This window comes from Ruegeria sp. ABF4_144 (assembly GCF_056160045.1).
Map to the genome: position 1 here is coordinate 1,907,108 of NZ_JBSWWK010000001.1, position 26,704 is coordinate 1,933,811.

A 26,704-nucleotide genomic window follows, 5' to 3' on the forward strand; every position below is an offset into this window, starting at 1 on the left:
TCCTCAGATAAGATTATCCGCCAGCCACATCCGAAAATCCACCCAGTCCGGGCGCATTTTAATCTCGGCAATCTTGGCACGGTGCCAGTCGCAGGCCTGGGCGTGCAATTCTCCCAATTTCGGGTCCGCTTTCAGCTCTTCCAGCAGCGGTGCCGCGCGCCGCGCGATGGGTTGAATGGACGGGTCGGCTTCTTTGTTGGCGTTCATGTCCTGCCAATAGGACCGCCCCTGATCCACTTTGATGTGGTTGGTCCGCCCCCGATCGCGCTTGATCAGAAAACCGTCCAGAGACCGGACTGAATAGTGGTGCAGACGCCCCAGCGAGTGATCGAACCCACGCCATGCGCGCCAGCCAACCTTTTCGGCCGGGAAAAGTTTACCTCCGGCGTCCGACCAAGCGACTTCAGCCTCCTTGCCCTCTTCGATCCCCTTCGGGCGATGGGGTCCGAAGCGGGTGAACTTTCCGTTGTTTCGAAACAGGGTCTTCAGACCGTAGGCCCGGCCCGAATGATGGGGGAACTCCTGATCACCCATCTCGAAAGCTTCGGTTACGGGCCGGTCTTCAAAGCTGATGTTTCCAGAGCTTCCAAACAGTTTCCACGCGAATGAGATCGCATCCACCTGCTTACCTGCACGTGTTTCGACCTCGGAGATCAGAGCGTCAAAGCTGTTGTCACCGTGGCGGATATTCCAGAACTCATCGACATCCAGACACAGCAGCCAGTCGGCTTCGTTGACCTTGGGCTGACGTCGCGCCCGCCGCAGCATCTGATGCTGCGGATTTCCACCTTCTTTTACCTCATTCGAAACATGGGTAGCCAGACCCAGCTCCTGCAATCTGCGGGCAATATCATCGGTGCCGTCATCGCAGTTATTGGTAAAGATCACAAAGTGATCGACGCCCAGCGTCTTATGAAACGCGACCCATTCCAGCATATAGGGGCCTTCGTTCTTCATGGTGGTGAATACGGTAATGGCCTGCGACATCAAAACTTCCCGACTTGTATTGTCGTTCGTCATACACAACCCTGCGGACATGGGCGAGACAGGAAATCGCGATATCAAGAATCCGAAGAAAACTGGTGCAACTCTACCCCGGCACGGGGGCGGCAATTGCCAGATTGTCTGATGAGAATGGTGCGGTCGAGAAGACACACTAAGTGCAGCAGACCATTGCAGGCTGCGGCACAGCCAATTTAATTTCAATAACTTACCTGACGCCCTGTTGCTAGAAGCCGCACACCGATGCAGAAAATTGCAAGTCAAATGTGGGGCCAATTGTGGGGCCGAGGGCAATGAAATGAGCAGAGCAAGACACAAACTAAGTGCGCCAAAAGTAAAGAACACTGAAGTCGGGACGCTGTACGACGGAGGTGGTTTGCAGCTTGAAAAGACTTCTCGAACTTCAGGAAAATGGATCTACCGCTACAGCTACATGAGCAGAAGAAGGGATATGGGTTTGGGACCATACCCCAGCATCAGCTTGGCTAACGCGCGCTTGGCGAGGGACCAATGGGAAAACGTCAAAAACAATGGTCGCGATCCCATTGAAGTTAGGGAAGAAAAACTCGCTCAAAAACAAATCGAACAGAATGCATATGACCCAACTTTCGAAGATGCCGTATCAAGCTGCCTCAAACACAACGCGGCTAAACTAAAGAAAGGTGGGGTTGCTGGCAGATGGCGCTCTCCATTGGACACCCATGTAATTCCGAAACTTGGGAAGCGGCGTGTTTCCTCGTTGAAAACCCACGACATCGTCCGGGTGTTGGAACCAATTTGGACGAACCATAAGCCGACCGCCGACAAGGTAGTTCAAAGAACTAGAATGGTATTGAACTTCTGTTTGGACCAAGATGCCAAGGTAGACCCTCTAATCGTAAAAAAAGCTGTAGGCCGCCTTCCTGTAATCAATCACAAAACCAACAACATTCAAGCCACGCCTTGGCAAGACGTGCCCGCATTGTACCATCGCTTGAATAAGCCAACCTCCAGCAATCTTGCGTTAAGGCTTATCATCCTGACTGTTCAACGCGCAGACAGTGTTTGCGGCGCTTGCTTTGACGAGATTGAAGGTGATGTTTGGACTGTACCCGCAGAGCGCATGAAAAGCACCGAGAGCCATGCCTAAGACTTCCGTGTCCCGTTGGCGCCTGAGGCCCTGCTAATTGTAGAGGAATGTAAGAAGCGAAGAAAAAACGGATTTCTGTTTCCTGGACATGGAGGCAAACCTATTCATGGAAACTCTCTTTTGAAGGCACTAGATGAAATGGGTGAGCCGGGTCGTCCTCATGGATTTCGGAGTAGCTTCAAGGACTGGCAACGTGAGAATCATGCCGGTTTAGAAACAATTTCAGAGACTTGCCTAGCTCATAAAGTTGGGAACAAGACTGAGCGCTCGTATCAAAGGTCAGACTTATTGGAGCCGCGGCGTATGCTCACGTCCAAGTGGTCAAGCTTCGTAATTAACCAGCAAGTCTTCGGCGACCAACTGAAATAGGCTGTGAACGTGTCTGCGGTTGAGTAGCCCGGAACTCTAGCTCTTTGAAGCTGTCATTATGCGAAGATGAACAAGGCATCTGGGATCCAGAAGGAGCGAAACGACTACCCGACAAGACATAATTCGTTCGCGCAGCTCTCACCTATTGCAACCAAAAGTATACGTGTATAGGCTCTATGCAAAAAATAGAAGCAGCCATAAGATCATGAAATTTATCGATTTATTCGCAGGACTGGGTGGATTCCATCAAGCGCTGGCACAGCGTGGTGGCGAATGTGTGTTTGCTTCTGAACTGAATCCGCACCTGGCAGCTCTTTATAATCGAAATTTTGGAGTTCTCCCGGCAGGAGATATCCGGGAGGTCGACCTTGGGGCAATTCCCGATCACGATATCCTTTGTGCTGGTTTTCCTTGCCAACCCTTTTCAAAGGCCGGTGATCAAAAGGGACTGGAATGTCCGCAATGGGGAAACCTTTTTGACTATGTGGTCGGCATTCTAAAGTTGAAGAAACCACGCTATTTTATAGTAGAAAATGTTCCAAACCTCATGCGCCACCAAGGCGGAGAAACTTGGAAAATCATCTGCGATCAACTGCGGTCGCTTGGCTACGACATTTCCTTTCAACGCCTGTCTCCGCACATGTTTGGCGTTCCGCAGAAACGCGAACGCGCGTTTATTGTTGGTGATCTTGATGGTTTGGGGGAGTTTTCTTGGCCGATTCCTACCGAAATTTCCTCAACTTCCATTCACACAGTTCTCGATGACGACCCTGACGAAGCACACGCTCTAAACAAAGACCATCTCAAGTACCTTGAAACATGGCAGGACTTTATAGCGGCTTTTCCAGTTGATGAGCACCTGCCATCGTTTCCGATATGGGCTATGGAGTTCGGTGCGAATTACCCATTAGAAGGAAAAACACCAGATGCGATTGGCTACAGTGGCTTGAATTCTTTTAAGGGCGCGTTCGGTGTTTCTTTGGATGGCAAGTCCCCGAATGAAGTCAAAAAACTGCTGCCTTCCTACGCTCGCACATCGCTTGTAGAGTTTCCCAAGTGGAAAATTGATTTCATTGAAAAAAACCGCAATTTCTACTCACGTCACCAAGACATAATTGATCCGTGGATTGATCGTATTAAAGATTTTCCTCCAAGTTTTCAGAAACTTGAGTGGAATTGCAAAGGTGCCGAACGTAACATTTGGAACCACGTTATTCAGTTTCGTGCCAGTGGCATTCGTGTCAAAAAAACTGACACGGCACCATCCCTCATCGCAATGACCACTAGTCAAGTGCCAATTATTGCTTGGAAGAAGAGATACATGACACCAAGAGAATGTAGCCGCCTACAAAGCATGGGCGCTCTAAAATTCTTACCCGAAACAAAAGACGGAGCGTACAAAGCTTTCGGTAACGCGGTCAACGTTGACGTAGTCAGGAATATTTTCGACGCATTGACGGATCGCGAGACAAAGCAGTTCGAAAAAAAGTTGGCGGTGGCAGTTGAGTAATGACCCAACTAAGTTCGGTAAACATTCGACCCGGCGTAAACGTTCTTTCCGTATTACCGCATCTAAATTACAAGGCTTGGTTCGCGCTTGCGGAGTTCGTGGACAACGCCATTCAAAGTAGTATTAGCCAGCAAAACGCACTGAAAAAGGTAGATGGCGGCGGTTACAAACTTATCATCGACATAGACTTTTACCCCCAAGAGAATAGCATAACAATTAGAGATAACGCGGCAGGGATTGCCGAACGAGACTATGCGCGCGCTTTCCGACCAGCTGAGGTTCCACCTAACGCAACCGGTCTGTCAGAGTTCGGCATGGGAATGAAGAGTGCTGCATGCTGGTTTGCGCCTAACTGGAGTGTCACCTCCAGCGCGCTCGGAGAAAACATCGAACGAGCCATTTTCTTTGATATTGATAAGATTGTAGAGGACAGTGTGGAAGAGTTGCGTGTCGTTCCGACTCAAGTTGCAACCGACAAACACTACACGGAAATTCGCCTCGACAATATCCGCCGTTTTCCGCAGGGAAACACGGTAAAGAAGATCAAAAGTCATCTAGCAAGCATTTACCGTGTCTTCATCCGAGAAGGCAGTATGGAACTACGTATTGACGGCGAACCGCTTGAATTCGAAGACCCTGAAATACTGTTAGCGCCGAGTTACCGTGATCCCGATGGGCCCGATATCCAGTGGAAGAAAGACATCAATATTGATCTGGGTGACGGCAAAGCTGCGACGGGCTTTGTGGCTATCCGCAAGACTATTAGCAACCAATTTGCCGGATTGGCCCTTTTTCGACGAAAACGGCTCATCATGGGCAGTTTCGATGAAACCTACCGACCGAAAGACATTTTTGGTGCGTCGAACACCTACGCATATCTTCGTGTTTTTGGAGAGATACACCTACGCGGCTTTCACGTCAGCCACACCAAGGACGGTATCAAATGGGAAGAGAGCGAAGACACGTTTCTTAAGGAACTCCGGAAGATACTGCTATCTGATGAGCTTCCGCTTTTGCAACAAGTGCGTGAGCACCGTAGCAAAAAAGACGCGAAGGCTAAACGGAAGGACGCTACTACCGCGCTAAAGACGATGGCCGAGCGCCTCAAAGGGCAGGATTTATCGCATTCCACACCCGGCGCAGGACGCTCTCCTGATTTGTTCCAACAAGATGAGCCTGAACCATCGCCGGAAACTCCGCTTCCCGATATTCCGCCAAACAAGCAGGAACATGTACAGGTTCGAACGCGCTTTAGGGATGAGCAATGGATCGTCTCCATCGAGCTATCCTACGCAGATGATGCTTCTAAGTGGCTTGATATAAGCAATAGACCGTCCATCGCAGACCCCGAGCCGCGCCAAATCAGCATCCGTATCGCAATGCTACATCCTTTTATGGCGCAGTTTCCGACTCTGGATTCAGAAGGCTTCCTTGCGGTCATGAACATCGCGGCGGCCATGGCTCTCGCGGAAATTGCAGCTGGCGAACGCGCTGATCGAAACCCGTCCGCTGTTCGTCGATACACCAACGAAATTCTCAAAAACCAACTTTCAAAACCAATCGCCAATGACTGACCAACCAAACATAATTACGATCTCTGCCAACAATTCTGTTTCTTCTGGAAAATGGTCCCCAGTTCAGGGGCCCGCGCTCACTGATCTACTGAATTCCAATGACAATCTCTCAGAAACCGAAAAAGAGAGGTTAGTACAGGAAACCGTCTCTATCCTCAGCGAGTGTGCGCCGCCGCAATGCTGTGATCATAACAATACCGGTCTTGTGATTGGTTACGTACAAAGCGGAAAAACGCTGTCATTCACCAGCCTAACGGCGCTGGCCAGAGACAACGGCTATCGACTTGTAATCTTGCTGGCAGGAACAACCAACAACCTTGTCGAACAGTCCTTTGACCGCCTAAAGACCGACCTGGACAAGGCCGGTGCGCGTGAATGGAACCGGTTCACGACGCAGCAAAAGGCTTTTCAAGAAAGTGAAGCCGGACGCGTGAACAAGGAGCTTGATGCATGGCGCCGCAATTCTCCGCGTGCGCGTACCATCATCATCGTATCGATGAAACAGCATCAACATCTCGAAAATCTAGCACGCTTGCTCGGCGAGTCTGATTTTTCTGACATTCCAACGCTCATCATTGATGACGAAGGTGACCAGGCGGGAATGAATACTAAAGCCAAACAGGAGGATGAAAGCAGAACCTACCAGCGCATTAGGGAATTAAGGGAGTTGTTTCCTCATCACAGCTATCTCCTCTACACTGCCACGCCGCAGGCTCCTTTGCTCATAAGCAGGATCGATGCGCTATCCCCAGACTTTGGACGCGTCTTGACGCCAGGCGATCATTACGTCGGCGGTCAAGAATTCTTCATTGAAGGGCAAAACAAGTACGTTGAACTCATTCCGAGCAAAGATGTTCCTGACAAAGACGATTTGCCACTTCAACCGCCGGAGAGCCTTAAATCCGCTCTACGGGATTTTTTTATCGGTGTTGCCATTGGATTCCTAGAAGGGGAATTCCAAAAAGGCCGAAACCGTTCAATGATGATCCATCCAGCGGTCGCAAAAGACGAGCACTTGATGTTCGCGAGATGGGTTCGCCAGATCACAGACCACTGGACAGACATCCTTCAAGACACAACCCATCCGGAGCACGAAAACCTTTTGAAGCAATTCGATGCTTCAGCCAGGGGTTTACTTCAGACCTATGAAACCGACTTTAGCTTCGTTGACATTGCCCCTGTCTTGTTTGAGGCAATGAAAGAAACAACCGTTCAAGAACTCAATACACGGGAAAAAAACCGCATTGCGCCAATCGATTGGGAAGCAGAATATAGCTGGATTCTTGTGGGTGGGATTGGACTCGACCGCGGCTTCACCGTGGAGGGCTTGACCGTATCCTATATGCCGCGTTCAACAGGTGTTGGCAACGCCGACAATATCCAGCAAAGAGCACGCTTCTTCGGCTACAAGAAACGCTATTTGGGTCTATGCCGTATCTACCTGACAGAAGAGAACATAAGTGCTTTCTCTGGGTATGTTCGCCACGAGGAGACTATCCGCGGATCAATCCGTAACCACTTGAAAGGAGGAAAGACACTTAAAGATTGGCGCCGAAGCTACCCTCTGGACAAAAGTCTAAAGCCCACGCGTTCTTCAATCATTTTGTTGGAAATGTACCAATCAAAGGGAAAAGGTGGTTGGATCATTCCTAATCACCCCTTCGACGACGCAGAAGTTGTTTCGGACAATCGTGACACCGTAGACGCAATCTTAGATGCCTTTGCTTTTGAGTCCTACGAGGAAAACGGGTGGAATGATGAACAAGTTGTTCCCAAGTTCAGCAATACACTGCGCTTAGCCGAAATTGTCCCTTTTATTGGCCAGTTTCGTTACAAATGGCCGGACGACACACTTGAACACGGTGCACTAATGCTGGGGCTTGAACGAATGATCGCTGATGAACCAGAAATGAGATGCAGTTTCTATGCTCTATCTGGACCCTGGTCGGGCGTAAGTTCGAAGCGAAGTTTATCAAAGAAGACTCCGCCTAAGATCAAAAACCTATTCCAAGGTTCTAACGCTCGAACAAACTATCCTGGCGCGCGCGCACTGGTGTCCTCGGAGACCGTGACATTTCAACTCCATCGCTATGATATTCAAACGGCCGACAAGAAGCGCTTGCTTAAAGACGTGCCCATTCTCGCAGTTCACATACCCGATCCTTTAATGGAGCGCGTTTGGATAGAAAGGTAACGCACTATGCTGTTCGCGCTTTACAAGAAGCTTTGCGAGAACATCCCACGAGCCGAAGGCTCTCAATATGGACTACCTGTCACAGGCTCGAAAACGCTATGGCTCGCAATTGATCACAAAGCATATCCATCGCTTCTGTTAAATGCCAAGGAGACCGATGTAAGGCCAGATATCATTCTGAAATCCGTAGATGTTGAGTTCTCAAGACACTGCCAAATTCAAACTGCTGGCGGTCAGGTACAATCAGGTTGCTACTCAGTAATCCGGTTGAAAGACGATGAACCTGACATTGTACGCCTCTTCATGAAGATCCTTGAAGAGCGTTTTAACCGCGAAGGTAACGCATTCAAAAACTCCGAAATAGCGGAAAGTATTCAGGAGATTGCCGCGCTTTTTAGCAAAGTCGTTAGCAGCCCTAGGGACCTTATCGGCCTTTGGGGTGAGGTCTTCGCGATAGCTCAATCCGTAGACGTCGATAAAGCCGTTCAATCCTGGAGCTCCCGAAAAAACGCAAAGTACGATTTCATCGCAGAAACTTTTGTTCTTGACGTCAAAACAACGCTCTCGAACACTCCGAAGCACAGATTCTCGATGGAACAACTGCGTCCGGCGGGTGACTATTGTGCATATGTTTTTTCACTCTGCGTCGAAGAAATCCCGGCGGGCAGATCTGTCGGTTGCATGATAGACTTGGTCGCGGAACAAATTACCGATGCAGAACTTCGTAACGCATTCCTGCTTCAATGCTTGACCAAAGGTGGGCGCGATATCTATCGAAGCCCACTTCGACTTCAAGCATATCCCGACAAGAGTGCTTTCAGGATATATGATGCGCGAAACATACCAGTGCCAACTGTAGAAGCAGGTGAACCTATCGAAAATATTCGGTTTGATGTTGAACTGTCTCACGTAGCGCACTTGGACACCCCGCTAGTGATGGAAAAACTCGGGTTTGGATAACGGTGCACTCAAATTAAACACCCAAGACCGCCGGCAGTTACTTTCCGGTCACTTACCAATTGAAGACTGTTACCAACCCAAAGCACCGTCGATCCAGGGGCCATTTGGTCTTGACCGCCCTCACAGTGAAGGCGGAAACCGTTGTTCAATAATGTTGGACAAAATGGCTGATCGAACCATTTAAAATGAAATCAAAGCATCACGTTGGGTCTGAAATTGTCGGCAGGTGATTTCCAAAGTACCCAATACATATTTCACCCTTTTTATAATCGGCCAGGAAATGCATTCGCTTGGAAAGTTTAAAATTTTTCACATGAGACTCAAATAATACCCTCCCAAGATCTGGATGATCAAAGGTGCGTTTCCGAGCGAATTTCTTATGCCCCATAGTCACCGTACTTTCACCGGAAATATCCAATCCAGTACGCTCAATGAGTTCTTCTTGGGAGTTGGAGTTTTTTATCTCGGAATTCAATCTATTCAAAACATTTAGCAACTCCACACTATTCGGCCCCGAGATTGCGGGATTGCGCAACGCCTTCAACGCCTCTTTTCCAAAAATAATATTCTGGAAATCAATATTGTTTCGAGCTTTCAGTTTTGAAAAGTATCCGGCGCTCTCCTGCCTCTCCCTTTCTAAGTCCTTCAAAAAGGGCTCTATTTGAGCCAGAGTTGCGAAATTTCTAACTTTATAGATCTCTTCCTTAAGAAAGCCACCAGCTTCAGTTGTCTCCAGTATCTCTAGACACTCATCTACCCAGCGATCATGTGATGGAAAACTTAGGCTTGGGTAACCAAGTTTTGCAGCATATCCAAGAGCATCAACTGAGACACTGTCATCCTGAGCAAGTGAGAAGATCCTTTCTTTTAGCACTTTCCCTACATCGGCGTTTAGTGGACATGGCACATTACTCATTACCCTTTTGATTGACCGGCGTTCATCGGTGTCAACTTCATTATTCAGCCAATCGCCAAAATTAAATGTTTCAGAATAGTTTAAAGTGCTCCAATTGCCCTCGACGCCATCGGCACGAGCACATCGAATTTTGGCTTCATATGTCTTCTTTAAAATATTGAAAAAGTTTACTAAATCGCTTCCAAAATTCGTGTCGCTTGGGAAAGGAAGTGAGGCATCATTCAAAACCACGCAATCTGACATCCTCAGCCCTCTGACAGAAGTGCATCGAGGTTCTTATCCCACTCATCAAAGAAACCGGTAGGCCAGTGCTCGATTCTGCCACGGTCATCAATTGAAATTTTCTCCACAGCCGCGCAATGAAGGTCATTTTCGGAGTTTCGGGAGAGGAAGTATGTCTGAACACAGTCTCGTTCAATAAATCCAGATTTCACAGAGTTTCGGACCCCATTGAAAAAGTGATCACTATGGGTCTCAATGAAAATTTGCACACCGCTTTGAGCTGCCATCGATGCTAGCTTTGCGATTAATGACTGCCCACCTGGATGTAGATGCGACTCCGGATTTTCAATCATAAGTAAATCTCCGGCTCGCGCAGATAATATCGCCAAAACCACCGGTAGAACATAAGTCAATCCAAACCCTGTGTTCTCGGGTCTAAATTTGTCGGTTAACTCAGATGCCGAAGCAAATTGATAGTGCAAGCTGGCCTGATTTATATCAGGGATAATTTTTGCCACGACCCTTGTTCCCGGTGTGATCTCTGACATCCAAGCGTTAATATTATCAATCAGGGAACTTGTTGGCGATTTTGGATGAACCAGTGAATCAAGGGGTATGTTTTTGCTTCCATTCACTGCCAAAAAATGCGCCGTGTACTCACCTGTAATTCCGAGAGAGCGGCTCTGATTGACAGCATAGTCTGAAACTTCATAAATTGTTTTAGGACTAATTCTATCGGCAGAAAGATACTGGAAATTTGAAGTGAACAATGATTCCCCAAATGGCTCCCCAGAGATCTTGCAGCCTTCTGGGGAAAGCGGCTGCATGTCGGAGGATTCCTTGTAGGAGAATAAAAGGTCTAATTCGGAAGCCTCCCAGATCAAGTGAATGCCGATAACTTCCTTGTCCGCACCCACAAATAACACATCTCGACCAGTTCCGATATTTGTGTAGTCACCCACAAGTGAAACACCAGTATCTGGCAAAATATGCTTTTCAAATGACTGTCTCAAGAGTAGTAGAGATTGAAAAATCGATGATTTACCGGCTCCATTCAAACCGGAAAAAATATTTAAACCTTCAAGATCAAAATACTCTTCCTGTAGGGATTTAAAATTGACCAAAGAGAGCCTTTCGATCATATTTGTGTTCTCCGGATAAAGTCCTGAATGAAATCTTGAATGTAAGAAAATCGTGCGTAAACGTGTGCTGTACTGGCGGTCGACCGGCTTATCGTTTCATTGAATTCTGGGTCATTCAGCAAGTCAGAGAATTCTTCAAGGAATTGCTCTCCATTTAGCAAAAGAGTCTCTTGGTCGTCGTATTCAAGTTCGGCCAAACCCACAGACAGAGCCTCAAACAATGGTTTGTTAACTAGTCTCTTCTGGCCCGCAACGAGGGATTTCCTGAAGGCATCTTCTCCGAAGATTTCATGTGCTATCTCCATCGAGACAAGAAATTTTTGCCCATATGCATGTAGTAATTCATCGTCCATTTCAGATATTTTTATCATTGCGGCATCTAGGAACTTGGGCAAGGATGACCTGTATTCGTCCAATCCAAAAATTGCAAAAGCCAGATGTCTTAGAACCAGTTCCTGTTGTGACATTCTCTTGTTGTTTTTTCCAACAACCGTTTCAAATGCAGGTTCATGAACCAAATAAGTCAGAAACGCTGACGCCTCTCCGTTGTTTACAGATTGGCTCATTGCATGCCGAATTTCCTGTGGCGTGAGCTTCAACCCTCCTGTGTTGATTCTGTGAAACAAGGAATACTTCATTTGCAGAGGTGTCCCTGGTCTGATCAGGTACACCGAAGTTTGAAACTCCTCAATGCGTCGCTGTAGCGGACGAGGTAAGTCGTCGTAACGACAACCTTCAAATTCCTGCAAAAACTCAAGGTTAGTAAGAGCAAGAGTCTTCTCTAAAACGAAGTTTTTGATTGCGGAAAGTCGCTGAAGTCCGTCGACTACCTGCCATTTTTCATCAGAGACTGCATCAAAATAAAATGCAGGTATTGGTAGCCTAATGAGTATTGACTCAATCAACCGGCTTTGAGCCTGTTTGCTCCACAAATCACCTGACCGCTGAAAGTCCGGAAGAAGATCAATTTCTCCGTGTTTCAGTCTAGAGATCAACGCACTCAGATTTGGAGTTGTAATTGTTACATCAACTTTTTTTGGATCGAATGGTCGCTCGGTATCAAAGGATGTTTCTGAGCTCCCATAATCTTCATGCTCAAAACCGTTTTCGTCGTCGAGTTCGATTTGGTCGACCATACCAGTTCCTTCGAATAAGTCACAGATGCTCCGAAATCTCAGATCGGCTTCCCCCCGATCACCTCCAGTTTCACGGGATTCTGTAAGTGACAATTTGGCATGTTGAGCCCAAAACTTGCAATGTTTCAACTACATGTTGCCGCCCTAATATGCAATGTCTACTTGCTGTGGTGGCTTCAACAGATCGCAGCAACCCACTCAGTGGAGAACATCAGTGCTGACAGGTCGTTTCGATTTCTGGACTCAAGCGAGCCCGAAAGCCATGGAAATTAAGCTTGCCTAGTAAACTCTCCTACTAGTGTTTCAGGGGCAAGGTCTCGAACCTTTGTACTTCATCAAGAAGCTTTACAACTAAACGAACGCTGACAGCCTGGCTCCAAACGGGCTTGTGGATAGCGTTCATTACTTGTCCCAGGCAGTATTCAGGTAGCGACCGCCTTCGAACTTCTTTTTCAATGAACGTCGCCAAATGAGCTTCACTCGGCGAATCGACATGAATTGTACGAATGCGAGACCGTAGCAATGCCGGAAGAACACTTGCATCGTTGGCAGTCATCAACCAGTTGATCCGGCTCATATCAACTCCAATCTGGAAATATGGGCAGTGCCAATTGGCACACGACACAGGTTCCAGCAAACCAAGCAGAGCAGAATGCATTGACGTACTGTGACCGCTAGTACCGAAAGCGGTCCCGGCCTTATCGACTTCATCGATAACGACAATCGGATTTGCTACTTTTGAGGACAGCATCGTTTTAAGCGGGCGTCCACATTCAGCACCACCCCACCCTCGACTCAAGCCAGCGACAGGAAATCCCTCGGAACTTGCACCTCCATCAATATGAACCACCGGCAGATGTGAAAGGTCTGCAATTCGACGCACAAGATGCGTTTTCCCGAGGCCTGCGCCGCCCACCAAAAGCGTTGGCCTCAACTTCAGCCCTGCACCATACTCAATGACGTGGTGGCGCATGTCCAACCAGATTTCATTGATAACCTGCTGCATCCAAGGCATCTCATCATACAGCGTTGCTGCGATTTCATCGACTTGATGTTCAGACGATGGGCCACCCACTGAAACTCCGTTCATAACAGGCCGCAACATCTTTCTGTCAGCTCGGGAGAGATGTTGGCCTTGAGAATACTTGCCACGGGCTTCGATGATCTTCTTTGCACGACGACGGATCTTGTCGGTATCCTGCCAAGTCACGCGCCTTGGCTCCTTGGCGTTATCATCTTTGCAACTTGAATACCGAACCTCTTCTAAATGGGCCCTTAAGCGTCGTTCGACGTCCTCATCATCGGTTTCAAACAGTTTCAGATCGGTGAGCAACTGTACAATTCTTGGCATATAAACACCCTCATGCAAGCATCGCAGATGGTGATGTCAAGGAAACTACCCTCAGAAACAGACCGCCTGCATTCAATAGACTTCGACCAGCAAAGCTGCTGCTCATATCAAGTGAATGCGGATCCGGTTTCTTTGCATTCGCGTAACATATTGCAGGTTCATCGGAAATTCAATGGACTTTCTAATCGTGATAGGTAGCCGTGCTTGAAGAAAACCTGATTTTCGCAATGGGAAATCTCTTCATGAACCCTGAGATCCAATCGAATGCAAGGGCCACGCTTGCAGGCCAACGCCATCGCATTTTTGCACTACCTTTCTCACCAGTTGTTCTTGGGCGAACTGACTTTTGCCTCTTGAATCGTCGACTTCGTTCATTGTGTATCGCCCGGATCGTTTTCAGTACCATTGGCGACGCGATTACCGTGTAACTCTGTACTTCAGCATCGCGGAGCAAGCGCATTATGTCGTCCGCAATTGGAGCAAGGAATTCTTTCATATCGAACGATCTTCCCGTGTTCGTCTCCCAAGCATGTCGAGCAGTCCGATTGACTTCAAACAAACTGCCCTGAACACCACTACCTAAACTTGGCTCGAAAGTTTTTTCACAGAAATCCTGGACGTACCCAAAGGCGACAATGCGACCACCTGATGTCGCGACAGGTCGACCACAACCGCAGTAAACATTTTTAGCCTTGCTCCCTGTCTTTGAACTCAACGAGTCCTGTTTCCTGCCTTGCTTGCGGCCCGCACGTGCAATTGGTTCTGCTTGGTGGGCTCCACGTTTTTCCACCAGGCAGACAGAAAGACGACCTGTATTTTCGCATTGGGAAAACTTCGTGCGTCGCCCTTGCGCCTTTAGTTCCTGCACTGTCGTCTTAAGCAAACCCTCCGTCCTGGTAAGTCGTTGGCCTTTGGAGATCGCCAGATATTCTTTGAATACCTCTTTGTTTTTGGACGAGGCAATCTCATATGCGGTCGTGCTTGGCTTTGTTCCGTATCGAATGGAACGGGCGACATCCTGATGGGTAATGCGCTTTAGATGAATTCCAGCCTTATTTTTCAGCCAAAGCGTGTTCTCCTTGATGAATGCCAATGTTCTTTGACGAGGGAGATCACCAAAGTCCAACGTCAAGAAAACATGAAAATGCAGGTAGAAGGATTCCGTTTCAGGATGGAATGGTGCTTCCAGTTGAACGTACACAAAATCGCCCAGGCTAGATTTTTTGAGCGCAGTTTTGAGCTTGTTCATGCGTTTGAATGCCAACTCCACGCCGGCTTCATAGTCATCAATGAGAATTCTTTTTTCGAGCGCTGGAAATGTTAGCGCCGCCAACTGAGCCCGACCCTTCACTTTGGTTTCATAGTGGTACTGGATATTAGCCGCCGTTTGAGTTGTATCCACCAAAGCGACGGACGGCAGACGTTTGTCGTGTTTGAATGCAGTGTAGCAGATCGCCAGGTATTCACCGTCGGGCAGCCCTAACAAGAACTGTGCAGCTTTCTTCTTGCCGGGCCTGTATAGATCCTGGCCAACTTCAGCCGCCATTTCGGCAACTACGGAAGACATTTTTCGGTATTTTTTGGAGCCTGAACCGAGACGGAACCCACCCTGGTAAGCAACTTTCTTTCCTACTTGGAGCAACGTTTTGGGCGGGAGCACCTCATGCCCATAAAAATACGTTGCCTGCCCGCTATCCAGCTTGGTTTTCTGGTGATCACGTCTTCGTGGCGCACATCTTCTCTGGTCGCGGGTTTTACCCGCGTTGTTCTTGTTCACAACCTTTGTCCCTCGGTTCAATTGCCAAAGGACAAGCGTTGCTTTGAGCTAAATCGACTCCGTGCCTCTGACCGCAATGTCTCGCGAAAGGGGCGTTGTCACTCCAACTTCAGGTATGTGGCCACGACCTCTGCTCGCCAGAAAGCAAATGGCACAAATGCGGTTTAAAACTCTTAAAAAGACTGAGCACCTTTAAGTTCCCGAAAGGATCTCATGCTGCTTCCGAGGCTCTAATCGGACGAATTAGAATGGTTGCCAAAAACAAAAAATTGGGGGCTGTCTGCATTACTCCGTACAAAAGAAAACAATTTCCCTGAGTATGTAAGAAATTTCCACAAGGATTATTGGGTCGGTTTAGCCCTCCTTTTTGAATCTTCCGGCAGCCTTCTCCGCTTCTAGTCCGATACGCACAAGCTCACGGATTGCCGCCGAACGTCCGTAGATCTCATTTTGATGGGTGTATGTCTTGATGTCCGACAGTTCCTCATCGGTCATCAGTATTTGCAGTCTTCGCGGGGGGCATTCACCAAGTTTTTTCATAGGCCCAGGATAATACTATACACACAGTGCGTCAAATGCTTGACACTTCAACTTTCATACCATACACATTATACACACAGTAAGTTAGATACGTTTTTCCACCTCGGGGAGATTGGATCATGATCCACTTTTTTCAGCATCAGTTTCATCGCGCACATGAAATCTGCGTAGTTTTTCATGTCTGCTATGTTGTGTACGAATTCGCGCACAAAGCGCACGTGATTTAGCGCATTAATTGCCAGGGTAACCGCTTTTTGGGAGTAAAAAACTGCTCCGCAAACTGCCTACTTGCGGGAGCGCTTTGTCTCTATCGAACTGACGCTGTACAACTACCGCAACCGAATGGTTCTCAGTGCTGTTTTACATGCGATCACTTGTGAGAATTAACATATTGCTATCAATACATTATTTGGCAATCTCGGGACACTTAGCGACATATTTTGGCTTTGTCCGGACGAAGAGAATTTTCGTGATACTACCACCTCAAGGTTCGCAAACGGCAATGAATTCCCAAAGCGAACGCAAACAACATACCATTGAGGCAGTTCAACATGGCTTATCAAAGCAAATTCGAAGTAGCTCATGGTGTCGATGAGATCGACATCGCATACATTCGCGAGGCCGCCCAGGCGATGCCTGAATTCGCTCCGCTCTACGTACCGCTGATCGAGGCGCCTAAATGGTTCGGTGTATCGAAAGACACGCTTTATAGGGCCAGCAAAAACGGAGACATTAGGATCTACAAAGTAGGTAGCAGATCTGTAGTCAAAGTATCTGAAATCAAATTTTGGATCGAAAGGCCGGAAAGCGGGGATTAACGGATGTGGGGCCAATTGTGGGGCTGAATAAGGCAGCTACGCAAAAATATATTAGCTTCTGTCACTTAGGGGTTGATTTTGGTGCGGTCGAGAAGACTCGAACTTCCACGGGAGTTACCCCACAGCGACCTCAACGCTGCGCGTCTACCAATTCCGCCACGACCGCACTGCCAGTGACTTGGTAGAGGGGCGTATAGACGCTGATGATCGAGATGTGAAGAGGCAAAAAACACGCCGGTTTGAATTCCCTTCCTGCATCCATATCTATAGCTGCACGGTACCCCTCATTACCCAGCCAGGAGCCTGGACATGACTACCCCCGATCCCCGCCCCGTCCTTCAGATCGACGTTGTTTCGGACGTCGTCTGTCCGTGGTGCATCGTTGGATTTCGCCAGCTTGACCTGGCGCTGAAGCATGAGAATGTGCTGGCGAACCTTAGATGGCATCCGTTCGAGTTGAACCCCACCATGCCGACCGAAGGTCAAAACCTGCGCGAGCATATCATGGAGAAATACGGAACGACCGCGGAACAAAGCCAACAGGCGCGGGATCGGTTGTCGCAACTGGGTGCGGAACTGGGGTTCGAGTTCAATTTCGACGACGATAGCCGAATAGTAAACACTTTTGCAGCGCACCAGTTGCTGGATTGGGCTGAGTCTCAGGGCCGTCAGCACCCTCTGAAGCAGGCGTTGTTTAAGGCTTATTTCACCGACCAAAAGGACGTCTCGAAGGTTGATGTCTTGCTTGAAGCGGTCACTGTCGCCGGGCTGGATGCTGATACCGCGCGGACCGCGCTCGAATCCGGCGCGCATGTCGCGGCCGTGCGTCAAAAGCAGGAGTTCTGGACAAGCAAGGGTATCTCGGGCGTGCCGTCTATGGTGTTCGGTGGCAAATACCTGGTTACAGGAGCGCAGGGCACGGACACTTATGCCCAGATCCTTCAACGTTGTCTGGCAGAGGCCGCCTGACCCCTTTCCCTTGCCCCACCTGCGCGATATGGAACCGTCATGGAATGGAAGATCACCGACGGGCTAACCGACTATACTGAAGCCGTCGCCTTCATGGAGGCGCGGGTGGCTGCGATCGCCGCGGGCGAGGCGGAGGAATGCGTGTGGTTGCTGGAGCACCCACCGCTGTATACGGCGGGCACTTCCGCCCGGATCCAAGACCTGACCGATCCAGATCGTTTCCCGGTTTACGAGGCCAAACGCGGCGGGGAATATACCTATCACGGCCCTGGTCAGCGCGTAGCCTATGTCATGCTGGATCTGAACAAGCGCGGCAAGGACGTGCGAGGTTTTGTAAAAAAGCTGGAAATCTGGGTGATCTCCGCGTTGGCAGAGTTCAACGTAAAGGGTGAAATCCGCGACGGTCGCGTCGGCGTCTGGGTGCGCCGCGATGACAAGCCTCTGACTGCCACCGGCCAACCTGCCGAAGACAAGATCGCCGCCATCGGTTTACGCCTGCGCAAATGGGTCAGTTTCCACGGCATCTCAATCAATGTCGAACCGGATCTCGAGCATTTCTCGGGCATCGTCCCCTGCGGTATCACCGAGCATGGGGTCACGTCGCTGGTTGATTTGGGCTTGCCGGTGACGATGGCTGATGTCGACAACGCCTTGCAGAAAACCTTCGTGGATTGCTTTCAGCCGGTCGACGCCTGAACAGGAACCGAATCGCTGCCTTCCTAAATGAGGATTAACAATCTCCGGTTGCCAGCGCCTTTGTTTCCGAACCTAGTCACAATCCACCATTTTGCCCAAAGTTTTTGGGCTTTATTGACGGAAAGCTCACTCCGACGAATACAAAACGCGCGTTTACGGGTACTCTATCCTTACCGTTCTAGAGTGAGTGGTGTGTTAAACCGGTGATCCTGGGTAAACCGGGTATTCGGAAAAGTGTTTGGTTACGAGTCTGCCGTTCCGACCCCAAATCGGAACGGCAATTCCTTTTTAGGGCTGATGCAATATCTGATGCCCAAATCGGGGCGCCGCTGTACAGGCGTGATCGGTGCGTTCCAGCTCAAGGGTCACGTGGCCAATCCCGAACCCGGATTTCAACGCCTTCTTCACTGCCTGCCGGATAAGCTCCGCGTCTGCCCAGTACGGGCCGGCAATCTCAAGATGGGCGGTCAAAGCGGGTTCGCGCTCCTGCATACTCCACAGATGGATGTGGTGAACACCGGCGACGCCGTCGGTTGCCTCGATGGCGGTGGCGACATCTTCGGGGATCAGACCGGGTGGAGCGCCCAGCATCAGAACCCGGATGGTTTCGCCGATCTCGGATCGGACGTGCCACAGGATGTAAAGCGCAATAAGGATCGTGACCGCGGGATCAACCCAGGTCCAACCGAACAGGATCACGGCGGCACCAGCAACGATCACGGCAACCGATCCCAGCGCATCTGCCACGTTATGGATGAAGGCTGCGCGGATGTTCATGCTGTCCTTGGCCATCGTATAGGTCAGTGCAGCGGTTATCAGATCAACGATCAAAGCAAGGGCCGCGATCCAGACGACCATCCAGCCATTGACGGGCTCGGGCTGAAAAAACCGCATAACACCTTCGTACATCAGGTAAACCGACAGCACGATCAGCGTCGTGTAGTTGATCAGCGCCGCCACCACCTCGGCCCGGCCATATCCGAAGCTCATACGTGGATCGGCAGGGCGGCGGGCGATCTTGCGAGCAAAGAACGCAATGATCAGGGCGATGGCGTCCGAGAAGTTGTGCAGCGCATCCGCGATCAGAGCCAGCGACCCCGAAAGTACTCCACCGATGACCTGAGCCAGCGTCAGCAGCATGTTGACCGCTATCGCCCCGGCGACGCGCCTGTCTCCTATCGTTGGATCAATGTGAGTGTGCCCGTGATGATCATGCGGCATTTTCCGGCGTCCCTTGTTTCGGCTGCACACCTCATGTAATTCCTCTAGCCACTAGAGGTTCAAGGGGCGAAACACGAAAAATGTACTCGATCGGAGAGCTTTCCAACCGCGCCGGTGTCAAGGTGCCGACAATCCGGTTTTATGAGGACAAAGGTTTGCTGCCCAAACCGCATCGAACAGCCGGGAACCAGAGGCGATATGATGATGCCGCCCTGAACCGCCTGAGGTTCATTCGCCATGGGCGCGACCTTGGCCTGCCCTTGGCCGATGTAGAAGCGTTGCTGTCTTTGGAGGGCGCGCGTGGCTCCGATCTGGATCGGGCGCACGAAATCGCTGAACGGCAGTTGATTGACCTGCGGGACCGGATCACGCAGCTGCGCAAGCTCGAGGCCGAACTGACCCGTATTGCCGCAGCCTGCGATGGTGGGCACAACCATGTTTGCGCCGTGCTCCACGCGTTTGGCGACCACAGTGCATGTCTGGGGCCGCATGATGGTAAAAACTAATCAGGCCAATGCCGCTTTGATCTTTTCCGCGTGCTGCGCGATCAGATCGAAATCACCCATCTGACCCGGAGCCCGCAGCGAGGCCCCCTCATGGCGCGGCAGAACGTGGAAATGCAGGTGAAAAACCTCCTGCCCGCCTGCGGCCTCGTTGAATTGCTGGACGGTGACCCCGTCTGCATCAAAGGCTTTGACCACGGCCTTGGCCAGTTTCTGCGTGGTTGAGATCACAGCGGCCAGCTGTTCGGGCGACGCATCAAGCAGATTTCGGCAGGGGGTTTTGGGGATCACCAAAAGATGCCCGTCGGACCGGGGCATGATATCCATGAAGGCCAGCGTATCGTCATCCTCGTACACACGGGTCGAGGGGATTTCTCCGCGCAGGATCTTGGCGAAGATGTTGTCGGGATCGTAAGCGGCCATATCAAGTCTCCGATTTCGGGAATTGCGTTAGTTCTGCGGCGCACTCCGCCAAGGGTCAAGGCGGAACTCTGCAGCGCCGCCCGAACAGGCCCCCACAGACCTTGAAATTTGTTTTGCAATCGCCACATGTGCCCTGTTCATGGCCAAGATTTCGCGGGTTTTCCTCCGACCCGCGACAATTAATCTTGATCCAGATCAAACTCGGCCATTGAAGGCGCCTCTTTCGCATTCTAAAACCACGGTAATACCGCGCACCGGAGAGGTCTGGCTGCGTGGTCAGTTGCAACAGGAGGCACCTATAATGGCAGACGCAGCCATTCATGGTCACGGCCATGAAGACGAGCGCAGCTTTTTCCAGCGCTGGTTCATGTCGACCAACCACAAGGACATCGGGATTCTCTACCTGATCGTATCGGCACTGGCCGGTCTGATCTCGGTTATGATGACCGTTTACATGCGGCTCGAGCTGATGCACCCCGGTGTTCAGTATATGTGCCTGGAAGGCTTCATGGCCGACCCATGTACCCCCAACGGACATCTGTGGAACGTGATGATCACCTATCACGGTGTTCTGATGATGTTCTTCGTTGTCATCCCAGCCCTATTCGGCGGATTTGGCAACTATTTCATGCCGTTGCAGATCGGCGCGCCGGATATGGCGTTCCCGCGGATGAACAACCTGTCCTTCTGGCTGTACGTTGCTGGTACCTCGCTTGGCGTCGCCTCGCTGCTAAGCCCCGGTGGTAACGACCAGCTTGGTTCGGGTGTGGGCTGGGTTCTGTACCCGCCGCTGTCCACGACCGAGGGCGGCATGTCCATGGACCTTGCGATTTTCGCCGTACACGTATCGGGCGCCTCCTCGATCCTCGGCGCGATCAACATGATCACCACCTTCCTGAACATGCGTGCCCCGGGCATGACCCTGTTCAAGGTGCCGCTGTTCAGCTGGTCGATCTTCGTCACCTCGTGGCTGATTCTGCTGTCCTTGCCGGTTCTGGCGGGCGCGATCACCATGCTACTGATGGACCGCAACTTTGGCTTCACCTTCTTTGACCCGGCCGGTGGCGGTGACCCAATCCTGTATCAGCACATCCTGTGGTTCTTCGGCCACCCGGAAGTGTACATCGTGATCCTGCCCGGTTTCGGCATCATCAGCCACGTGATTGCGACCTTCGCACGCAAGCCGATCTTCGGTTACCTGCCGATGGTTTGGGCGATCATCGCGATCGGTGTTCTGGGCTTTGTCGTGTGGGCGCACCACATGTACACAGTCGGCATGTCCCTGCGTCAGCAAGCCTACTTTATGCTGGCCACGATGGTTATTGCGGTTCCGACCGGCGTTAAGGTCTTTTCGTGGATCGCGACCATGTGGGGCGGCTCGATCGAGTTCAAGACGCCGATGCTGTTCGCTTTCGGCTTCCTGTTCCTGTTCACCGTTGGCGGTGTGACCGGCGTGGTTCTGTCGCAGGCCGGTATCGACCGTGCTTATCACGACACGTACTACGTTGTTGCGCACTTCCACTATGTGATGTCGCTGGGTGCTGTCTTCGCGATCTTTGCAGGAGTATACTTCTACTTCTCGAAGATGACCGGTCGTCAGTACTCGGAATTCTGGGGTAAGGTTCATTTCTGGCTGTTCTTCATCGGCGCCAACCTGACCTTCTTCCCGCAGCACTTCCTGGGCCGCCAGGGCATGCCGCGCCGTTACATCGACTACCCTGAAGCGTTCGCTCAGTGGAACTTTGTATCGTCGATTGGTGCGTTCATCTCGTTCGCCTCGTTCCTGCTGTTCTTCGGAATCGTGATCTACGCCCTGCTGCGCGGAGCGAAAGAGACCCGTCCGAACCCGTGGAACGAATACGCGGACACGCTGGAATGGACCCTGCCTTCACCGCCGCCCGAGCACACGTTTGAGCAGCTGCCGAAGCAGGAAGACTGGGACAAAGGCCACGCGCACTGATCCCGCCATTCATAGACCTACGAAAGCCCCGCCTTGTGCGGGGCTTTTTCTTGCAGTACCGCCAAGGCACGCGGTTGCGTAGACACAACTGCGGAGATGGGAATAAAATTCGAAAAACGAATTTCATGACTTTCCGGCGGATATACCCAGACGATGTTACTTCACGACGGCATTTCGGTACGAAAACTGCTCAAAGGATCGATTGGGTTTATCTGCCTGGTTCTTGCCTGGATTTTTCTGGTCCAGGTGGTGGATGAGCTTACACCCATTGACCTGATATCAAACCCAAGCCCGCCTGTGGCGATGCTGGGTCTGGCCGTGGCCTTTTTTCTGGGGTTCAAAAACACGTCGACCTATGGCCGCTGGACCGAAGCCCGCAGGGTTTGGGGTGACATTGCGAATACAAGCCGGGATTGGGCCAACACAGTCAGCACTTTGGTGCAACCAAATGGTTCTGTAATCGATGATGAGCTGCGCAACGAATTGATCGAACGACACATCGCATGGCTGAACATGCTTGCCTACCAGTTGCGCCAACCCTCTTTGACTGGCCGCAAGCGTAGCCCTTGGTTGTTCGGACATTCGCCCCTGCCCGCCGCACCGGACAAACACCAGATGCCAGAAAGCTGGCAGAACCACCAATTGGCGACGGATCTGCCCCGGTTGGAAAGCAAAAACAATCGCGCTGCGTGTCTGATCAACCTGCAGGCGCAGCGGTTGTCAGAGATGGCACAACAAGGGCAAATCGACTCGTTCTGGCACGTCGCATTGATGGATCGCCTGGCCCGGTTTTCGACAGCTCAGGGTCGGTGCGAAAGGATCAAGAATACCCCTTTCCCACGGCAGGTCGCAGAAGTTGGTCGCCTGTTCAGTTGGATTTTCATCTTCATGCTGCCGCTGGCCTTCAATGACGAACGCTCGATCATGGTCGGGGCCGATGCCACGCTGATAAAAACGGTCCTGACGGATTGGCTGACATTTGCACCGGTCGGCGCTTTGGTCTGCTGGATTTTCTTCGTGACCGAACGTGTCAGCGCCTCGATGGAGGACCCGTTCGAAGGAGATGTCACAGATGTTCCTATCTCAGCGATGTGCCGTACGATCGAGATTGACATGCGCCAGATGACAGGGTGCGGCGTGGCGCCTCAACCCGCGCAGCCCATCGACAATGCCCTGCTTTAAAGCAGGCATGGCGTCTCTGAATGACTCTATATTCAAGGCAGCATTCGAAAAACTGACTGAATTAGTATATGATACATCGTGAAACTCTGAGATCGGAGTGATCGCATGCCCGAAATCGACTTTTGGTATTCCATAGGCAGCACGTACAGTTTTTTGACGGTTATGCGTCTGGATGACTGGTGCGCAGAACATGAGGTCTCGGTCAAATGGCGACCGTTCAACGTGCGCAGCGTGATGAAGGACCAGCAGAACATCCCGTTTGCAGGCAAGCCTGTGAAATCAGCTTATATGTGGCGGGATATCGAACGCCGGGCTGCAAAGTACCACATTCACGCGCAATTGCCCGCGCCCTACCCGATCTCGGATCTTGCACTGGCCAATCAAGTTGCCTTGCTGGGCATGGGTGACGGTTGGGGCAAGAACTTTACCCAAGCCCTCTATCGCATCTGGTTTGAGGAAAACGTTGAAGCCGGCAGCGAAACCGCCATCACTGAAGCATTGCACAGGTGCCAACAGGATCCCCGGCTGGTGTTGGCCCGCGCCCGCAGCCCCGATACCGTGGCGGCCCTAGAGACCGAAACAGATCAAGCCGAGAAACTAGGCGTGTTCGGCGCCCCCAGTCTTGTCGTCCGTGGCGAGGTTTTCTGGGGCGACGACCGTCTGGACGATGCGTTGTCGTGGGCGCGCGTCGGACATGTGGCATAGTTTTTTTACTTCGCCACGAAACCGCATTGCGCTAGTTTTTCGCTATGCCTTATCGATGGAAACAGACCTCTGAAACTGAACAAGAACTGCGCCTTTGGCCGCATAACTCTCTGCCACCTCGCGGGGCGATGATCGTTATCCTGTCGGTATTTCTGTTTGGGCTGATTCCGCTGCTGGCGGTGCTGGGGTCGATTATCCTGTGGGGGCTACTGCCCTTTCTGCTGCTAACCGTTCTGGGCCTGTGGCTGGCCATCCAGAGCAACTACCGCGCCCGCAGTATGTTTGAGATTCTGACACTGACCGGCACAAAGGCGCATCTGGTTCACCACGACCCGCGCACGGGCCAGCAGGAGTGGACCTGTAACCGTTATTGGGCTCGCCCCGAAATGCACAAACACGGCGGGCCCGTTCCAAACTATGTCACACTGACCGGAGATGGGCGCGAAGTGGAAATCGGGGCGTTCCTGTCCGAGGACGAACGGATCGCACTTTACGATGACCTAATGCTAAAACTGCGCGAACCAGTCGCGCAGTCATAGAGATATCAGAGATTGAATGGTGTCAGCAGCCGCCACTTGACGCGGCGCAGAGGTGATCCTTGACCATCGGTCCGACCTTGCCGAAATCCATCTGGCCAGTATAGCGGGTTTTGAGCTCGCCCATCACCTTGCCCATATCGCGGATTGATCCCGCACCAGTCGCGGTAATTGCCGTCTGGATAGCTTTGGAGACCTCATCGTCATCCAACTGCTTGGGCAGGAATTCCTCGATAACCTCAACTTCGCGCAGTTCTCGCTCGGCCAGATCCAGCCGTCCGCCCTCTTCATAGGCGCGGGCGCTTTCCTTGCGCTGTTTGGTCATTTTCCCAAGGATTTCAAGAACCTCGGCGTCGCCGCAGCCTTTGGCCTCTTCGTTGTCCGAGGCCCGCGAAGCGATGTCGCGGTCTTTGATTGCAGCGTTAATCAACCGCAGCGTCGATAGACGCTCGGCATCCTTGTCTTTCATTGCTTGCTTCAGGGCAGAGTTCACCCGTGATCGCATATCCATATGATCTGTCCATCCCCATGGAAAAGGAACCCCGACCATATCGAAACAAAAAGCGCGACACAACCAGAAGTGAATATTGCTAAGCCATTGATTTTCCACAATAGCCCAAAATTTGAACAGACTTGACCCAGCGCCCCAACCCCCTTAGTTATGCGCCGATTTACCCAGCAGGAGAGTCGCCCGATGGCCCAGAACACCCCGACAAAGCCCACCGCATGTCTGGCATTGGCCGATGGTACGCTGTTCTACGGGATGGGCTTCGGCGCTACCGGTCAGACCGTGGCCGAGCTCTGCTTTAACACCGCCATGACCGGCTATCAGGAGATCATGACCGATCCTTCCTATGCCGGACAGATCGTGACCTTCACCTTCCCCCATATCGGCAATGTCGGCGTGAACCCCGAAGATGACGAAACCGGTGATCCGGTGGCTGCGGGTATGGTTGTTAAATGGGACCCGACCGAGCCTTCCAACTGGCGCTCGGCCGAAGAGCTGAAGACCTGGCTGACCCGTCGTGGCCGCATCGCTATCGGCGGCGTCGACACCCGCCGCCTGACGCGCGCCATCCGTCAGCAAGGCGCGCCACATGTGGCGCTGGCGCATGATCCCGATGGCAATTTCGACATCGAGGCTCTTGTCGCCGCCGCGCGTGGTTTTGCCGGTCTCGAAGGTATGGATCTGGCCAAAGAGGTCACCTGCGCCCAAAGCTATCGCTGGGATGAGACGCGTTGGGCCTGGCCTGATGGCTACACCCGCCAGGAAGCCCCGGCGCACAAGGTTGTCGCCCTCGATTTCGGTGCCAAGCGCAACATCCTGCGCTGCCTTGCATCTGCTGGCTGTGACGTAACCGTGCTGCCCGCCACCGCGACTGCAGCCGAGGTTCTGGCGCATAACCCGGACGGCGTTTTCCTTTCCAACGGCCCCGGCGATCCGGCGGCCACTGGGGAGTACGCCGTTCCGATGATAAAAGAGGTTCTGGAAACCACAGATCTGCCCGTCTTTGGCATTTGTCTGGGCCACCAGATGCTTGCGCTGGCCCTGGGCGGTCAGACCGTCAAGATGAACCACGGCCACCACGGAGCGAACCACCCAGTCAAGGACCTGGACACCGGTAAGGTTGAGATCACTTCGATGAACCACGGCTTTGCGGTCGATGCGCAGTCCCTGCCCGAAGGTGTGGTTGAGACCCACCGCTCGCTGTTTGACGGCTCAAACTGCGGCATCCGGATGACTGATCGCCCTGTCTATTCAGTGCAGTACCACCCCGAAGCATCGCCCGGCCCTCAGGACAGTTTCTATCTGTTCGAACGCTTTGCCGATGCTATGGCGAACAAGAAGGCCACGGCATAAACAGCTGA

At 51.5% G+C, this 26,704-nt stretch carries 24 protein-coding genes and 1 tRNA gene; 14 read left to right on the forward strand and 11 right to left on the reverse strand.

Annotated features, from left to right (window positions below; translation table 11 throughout):
- Positions 1-3: 3 nt before the first annotated feature.
- Positions 4-987: a glycosyltransferase family 2 protein gene (locus ACXAGD_RS09620; protein ID WP_475210058.1), complete on the reverse strand. Its 984-nt coding sequence runs from the start codon at positions 985-987 to the stop codon at positions 4-6.
- Between the two features lie 313 nt (positions 988-1,300).
- On the opposite strand from ACXAGD_RS09620, the gene ACXAGD_RS09625 reads away from it, so the two are divergent.
- From ACXAGD_RS09625 to ACXAGD_RS09645, 5 genes are all read left to right on the forward strand, one after another.
- Entirely contained in the window at positions 1,301-2,131 is an 831-nt protein-coding gene (locus ACXAGD_RS09625; RefSeq protein ID WP_475210059.1) for a tyrosine-type recombinase/integrase, read from the forward strand.
- Between the two features lie 574 nt (positions 2,132-2,705).
- Positions 2,706-4,010 carry a DNA (cytosine-5-)-methyltransferase gene (dcm, locus tag ACXAGD_RS09630; RefSeq protein ID WP_475210060.1) on the forward strand — a complete coding sequence of 435 codons (1,305 nt, stop codon included), beginning with the start codon at positions 2,706-2,708 and terminating at the stop codon, positions 4,008-4,010.
- Positions 4,010-5,584 carry an ATP-binding protein gene (locus ACXAGD_RS09635; protein WP_475210062.1) on the forward strand — a complete coding sequence of 525 codons (1,575 nt, stop codon included), beginning with the start codon at positions 4,010-4,012 and terminating at the stop codon, positions 5,582-5,584. Before dcm ends, ACXAGD_RS09635 begins: the two co-directional genes overlap by 1 nt.
- On the forward strand, positions 5,484-7,778 hold the full coding sequence (locus tag ACXAGD_RS09640) for a Z1 domain-containing protein (protein ID WP_475210064.1): 2,295 nt from the start codon (positions 5,484-5,486) through the stop codon (positions 7,776-7,778). Before ACXAGD_RS09635 ends, ACXAGD_RS09640 begins: the two co-directional genes overlap by 101 nt.
- Positions 7,779-7,784: 6 nt before the next feature.
- A complete protein-coding gene (locus tag ACXAGD_RS09645; protein WP_475210066.1) occupies positions 7,785-8,738 on the forward strand; it encodes a PD-(D/E)XK motif protein in 954 nt (317 codons plus the stop codon).
- A gap of 199 nt (positions 8,739-8,937) precedes the next feature.
- Here ACXAGD_RS09645 and ACXAGD_RS09650 read toward each other — a convergent pair whose 3' ends face one another.
- The 6 genes from ACXAGD_RS09650 to ACXAGD_RS09675 all read right to left on the reverse strand — a co-directional run bounded on the left by ACXAGD_RS09650 (position 8,938) and on the right by ACXAGD_RS09675 (position 15,777).
- Positions 8,938-9,885, reverse strand: a complete 948-nt coding sequence (locus ACXAGD_RS09650) for a hypothetical protein (protein ID WP_475210068.1) — start codon at positions 9,883-9,885, stop codon at positions 8,938-8,940.
- A gap of 14 nt (positions 9,886-9,899) precedes the next feature.
- Positions 9,900-11,018, reverse strand: coding sequence for an AAA family ATPase (locus ACXAGD_RS09655; protein WP_475210070.1), 1,119 nt, complete (start codon positions 11,016-11,018; stop codon positions 9,900-9,902).
- Complete coding sequence (locus ACXAGD_RS09660) at positions 11,015-12,154, reverse strand: DUF262 domain-containing protein (protein WP_475210072.1); 1,140 nt, start codon at positions 12,152-12,154, stop codon at positions 11,015-11,017. Before ACXAGD_RS09660 ends, ACXAGD_RS09655 begins: the two co-directional genes overlap by 4 nt.
- Before the next feature lie 295 nt (positions 12,155-12,449).
- On the reverse strand, positions 12,450-13,505 hold the full coding sequence (locus ACXAGD_RS09665; RefSeq protein ID WP_475210074.1) for an AAA family ATPase: 1,056 nt from the start codon (positions 13,503-13,505) through the stop codon (positions 12,450-12,452).
- A gap of 181 nt (positions 13,506-13,686) precedes the next feature.
- Complete coding sequence (locus ACXAGD_RS09670; RefSeq protein WP_475210076.1) at positions 13,687-15,282, reverse strand: hypothetical protein; 1,596 nt, start codon at positions 15,280-15,282, stop codon at positions 13,687-13,689.
- Positions 15,283-15,636: 354 nt separating this feature from the next.
- The gene (locus ACXAGD_RS09675) at positions 15,637-15,777 is read right to left on the reverse strand and encodes a hypothetical protein (protein WP_475210078.1); all 141 of its coding nucleotides are present in this window, start codon (positions 15,775-15,777) and stop codon (positions 15,637-15,639) included.
- Between the two features lie 596 nt (positions 15,778-16,373).
- Here ACXAGD_RS09675 and ACXAGD_RS09680 point away from each other — a divergent pair.
- On the forward strand, positions 16,374-16,640 hold the full coding sequence (locus ACXAGD_RS09680) for a helix-turn-helix transcriptional regulator (RefSeq protein ID WP_475210080.1): 267 nt from the start codon (positions 16,374-16,376) through the stop codon (positions 16,638-16,640).
- 79 nt (positions 16,641-16,719) lie between these two features.
- Here the strand turns inward: ACXAGD_RS09680 and ACXAGD_RS09685 are convergent.
- Positions 16,720-16,806 (reverse strand) — tRNA-Leu (locus ACXAGD_RS09685).
- Positions 16,807-16,949: 143 nt separating this feature from the next.
- Between ACXAGD_RS09685 and ACXAGD_RS09690 the strand changes: the two genes are divergently transcribed.
- Positions 16,950-17,609 (forward strand): DsbA family oxidoreductase, encoded by a 660-nt coding sequence (locus ACXAGD_RS09690; RefSeq protein WP_475210083.1) that lies wholly within the window; start codon positions 16,950-16,952, stop codon positions 17,607-17,609.
- A gap of 39 nt (positions 17,610-17,648) precedes the next feature.
- On the forward strand, positions 17,649-18,305 hold the full coding sequence (gene lipB / locus ACXAGD_RS09695) for a lipoyl(octanoyl) transferase LipB (RefSeq protein ID WP_475210084.1): 657 nt from the start codon (positions 17,649-17,651) through the stop codon (positions 18,303-18,305).
- Positions 18,306-18,593: 288 nt separating this feature from the next.
- Here the strand turns inward: lipB and ACXAGD_RS09700 are convergent, their stop codons facing one another.
- Positions 18,594-19,526 (reverse strand): cation diffusion facilitator family transporter, encoded by a 933-nt coding sequence (locus tag ACXAGD_RS09700; protein WP_475210085.1) that lies wholly within the window; start codon positions 19,524-19,526, stop codon positions 18,594-18,596.
- Positions 19,527-19,606: 80 nt separating this feature from the next.
- On the opposite strand from ACXAGD_RS09700, the gene ACXAGD_RS09705 reads away from it, so the two are divergent.
- A complete protein-coding gene (locus ACXAGD_RS09705) occupies positions 19,607-20,032 on the forward strand; it encodes a MerR family transcriptional regulator (RefSeq protein WP_475210089.1) in 426 nt (141 codons plus the stop codon).
- Here ACXAGD_RS09705 and ACXAGD_RS09710 read toward each other — a convergent pair whose 3' ends face one another.
- Positions 20,033-20,452: an HIT family protein gene (locus tag ACXAGD_RS09710; RefSeq protein WP_475210091.1), complete on the reverse strand. Its 420-nt coding sequence runs from the start codon at positions 20,450-20,452 to the stop codon at positions 20,033-20,035.
- A 301-nt stretch (positions 20,453-20,753) separates the two neighbouring features.
- Between ACXAGD_RS09710 and ctaD the strand changes: the two genes are divergently transcribed.
- The 4 genes from ctaD to ACXAGD_RS09730 all read left to right on the forward strand — a co-directional run bounded on the left by ctaD (position 20,754) and on the right by ACXAGD_RS09730 (position 24,838).
- On the forward strand, positions 20,754-22,412 hold the full coding sequence (gene ctaD / locus ACXAGD_RS09715; RefSeq protein WP_170331069.1) for a cytochrome c oxidase subunit I: 1,659 nt from the start codon (positions 20,754-20,756) through the stop codon (positions 22,410-22,412).
- A gap of 153 nt (positions 22,413-22,565) precedes the next feature.
- Positions 22,566-23,594 (forward strand): bestrophin family protein, encoded by a 1,029-nt coding sequence (locus tag ACXAGD_RS09720; RefSeq protein ID WP_475210097.1) that lies wholly within the window; start codon positions 22,566-22,568, stop codon positions 23,592-23,594.
- A 105-nt stretch (positions 23,595-23,699) separates the two neighbouring features.
- Positions 23,700-24,299, forward strand: a complete 600-nt coding sequence (locus ACXAGD_RS09725) for a DsbA family protein (RefSeq protein ID WP_475210098.1) — start codon at positions 23,700-23,702, stop codon at positions 24,297-24,299.
- Positions 24,300-24,343: 44 nt separating this feature from the next.
- On the forward strand, positions 24,344-24,838 hold the full coding sequence (locus ACXAGD_RS09730; RefSeq protein WP_475210101.1) for a DUF2244 domain-containing protein: 495 nt from the start codon (positions 24,344-24,346) through the stop codon (positions 24,836-24,838).
- 22 nt (positions 24,839-24,860) lie between these two features.
- Here the strand turns inward: ACXAGD_RS09730 and ACXAGD_RS09735 are convergent, their stop codons facing one another.
- Positions 24,861-25,346: a GatB/YqeY domain-containing protein gene (locus ACXAGD_RS09735; protein ID WP_475210102.1), complete on the reverse strand. Its 486-nt coding sequence runs from the start codon at positions 25,344-25,346 to the stop codon at positions 24,861-24,863.
- 183 nt (positions 25,347-25,529) lie between these two features.
- On the opposite strand from ACXAGD_RS09735, the gene carA reads away from it, so the two are divergent.
- Positions 25,530-26,696 carry a glutamine-hydrolyzing carbamoyl-phosphate synthase small subunit gene (carA, locus tag ACXAGD_RS09740; RefSeq protein ID WP_475210104.1) on the forward strand — a complete coding sequence of 389 codons (1,167 nt, stop codon included), beginning with the start codon at positions 25,530-25,532 and terminating at the stop codon, positions 26,694-26,696.
- The last annotated feature ends 8 nt before the right edge of the window (positions 26,697-26,704 follow it).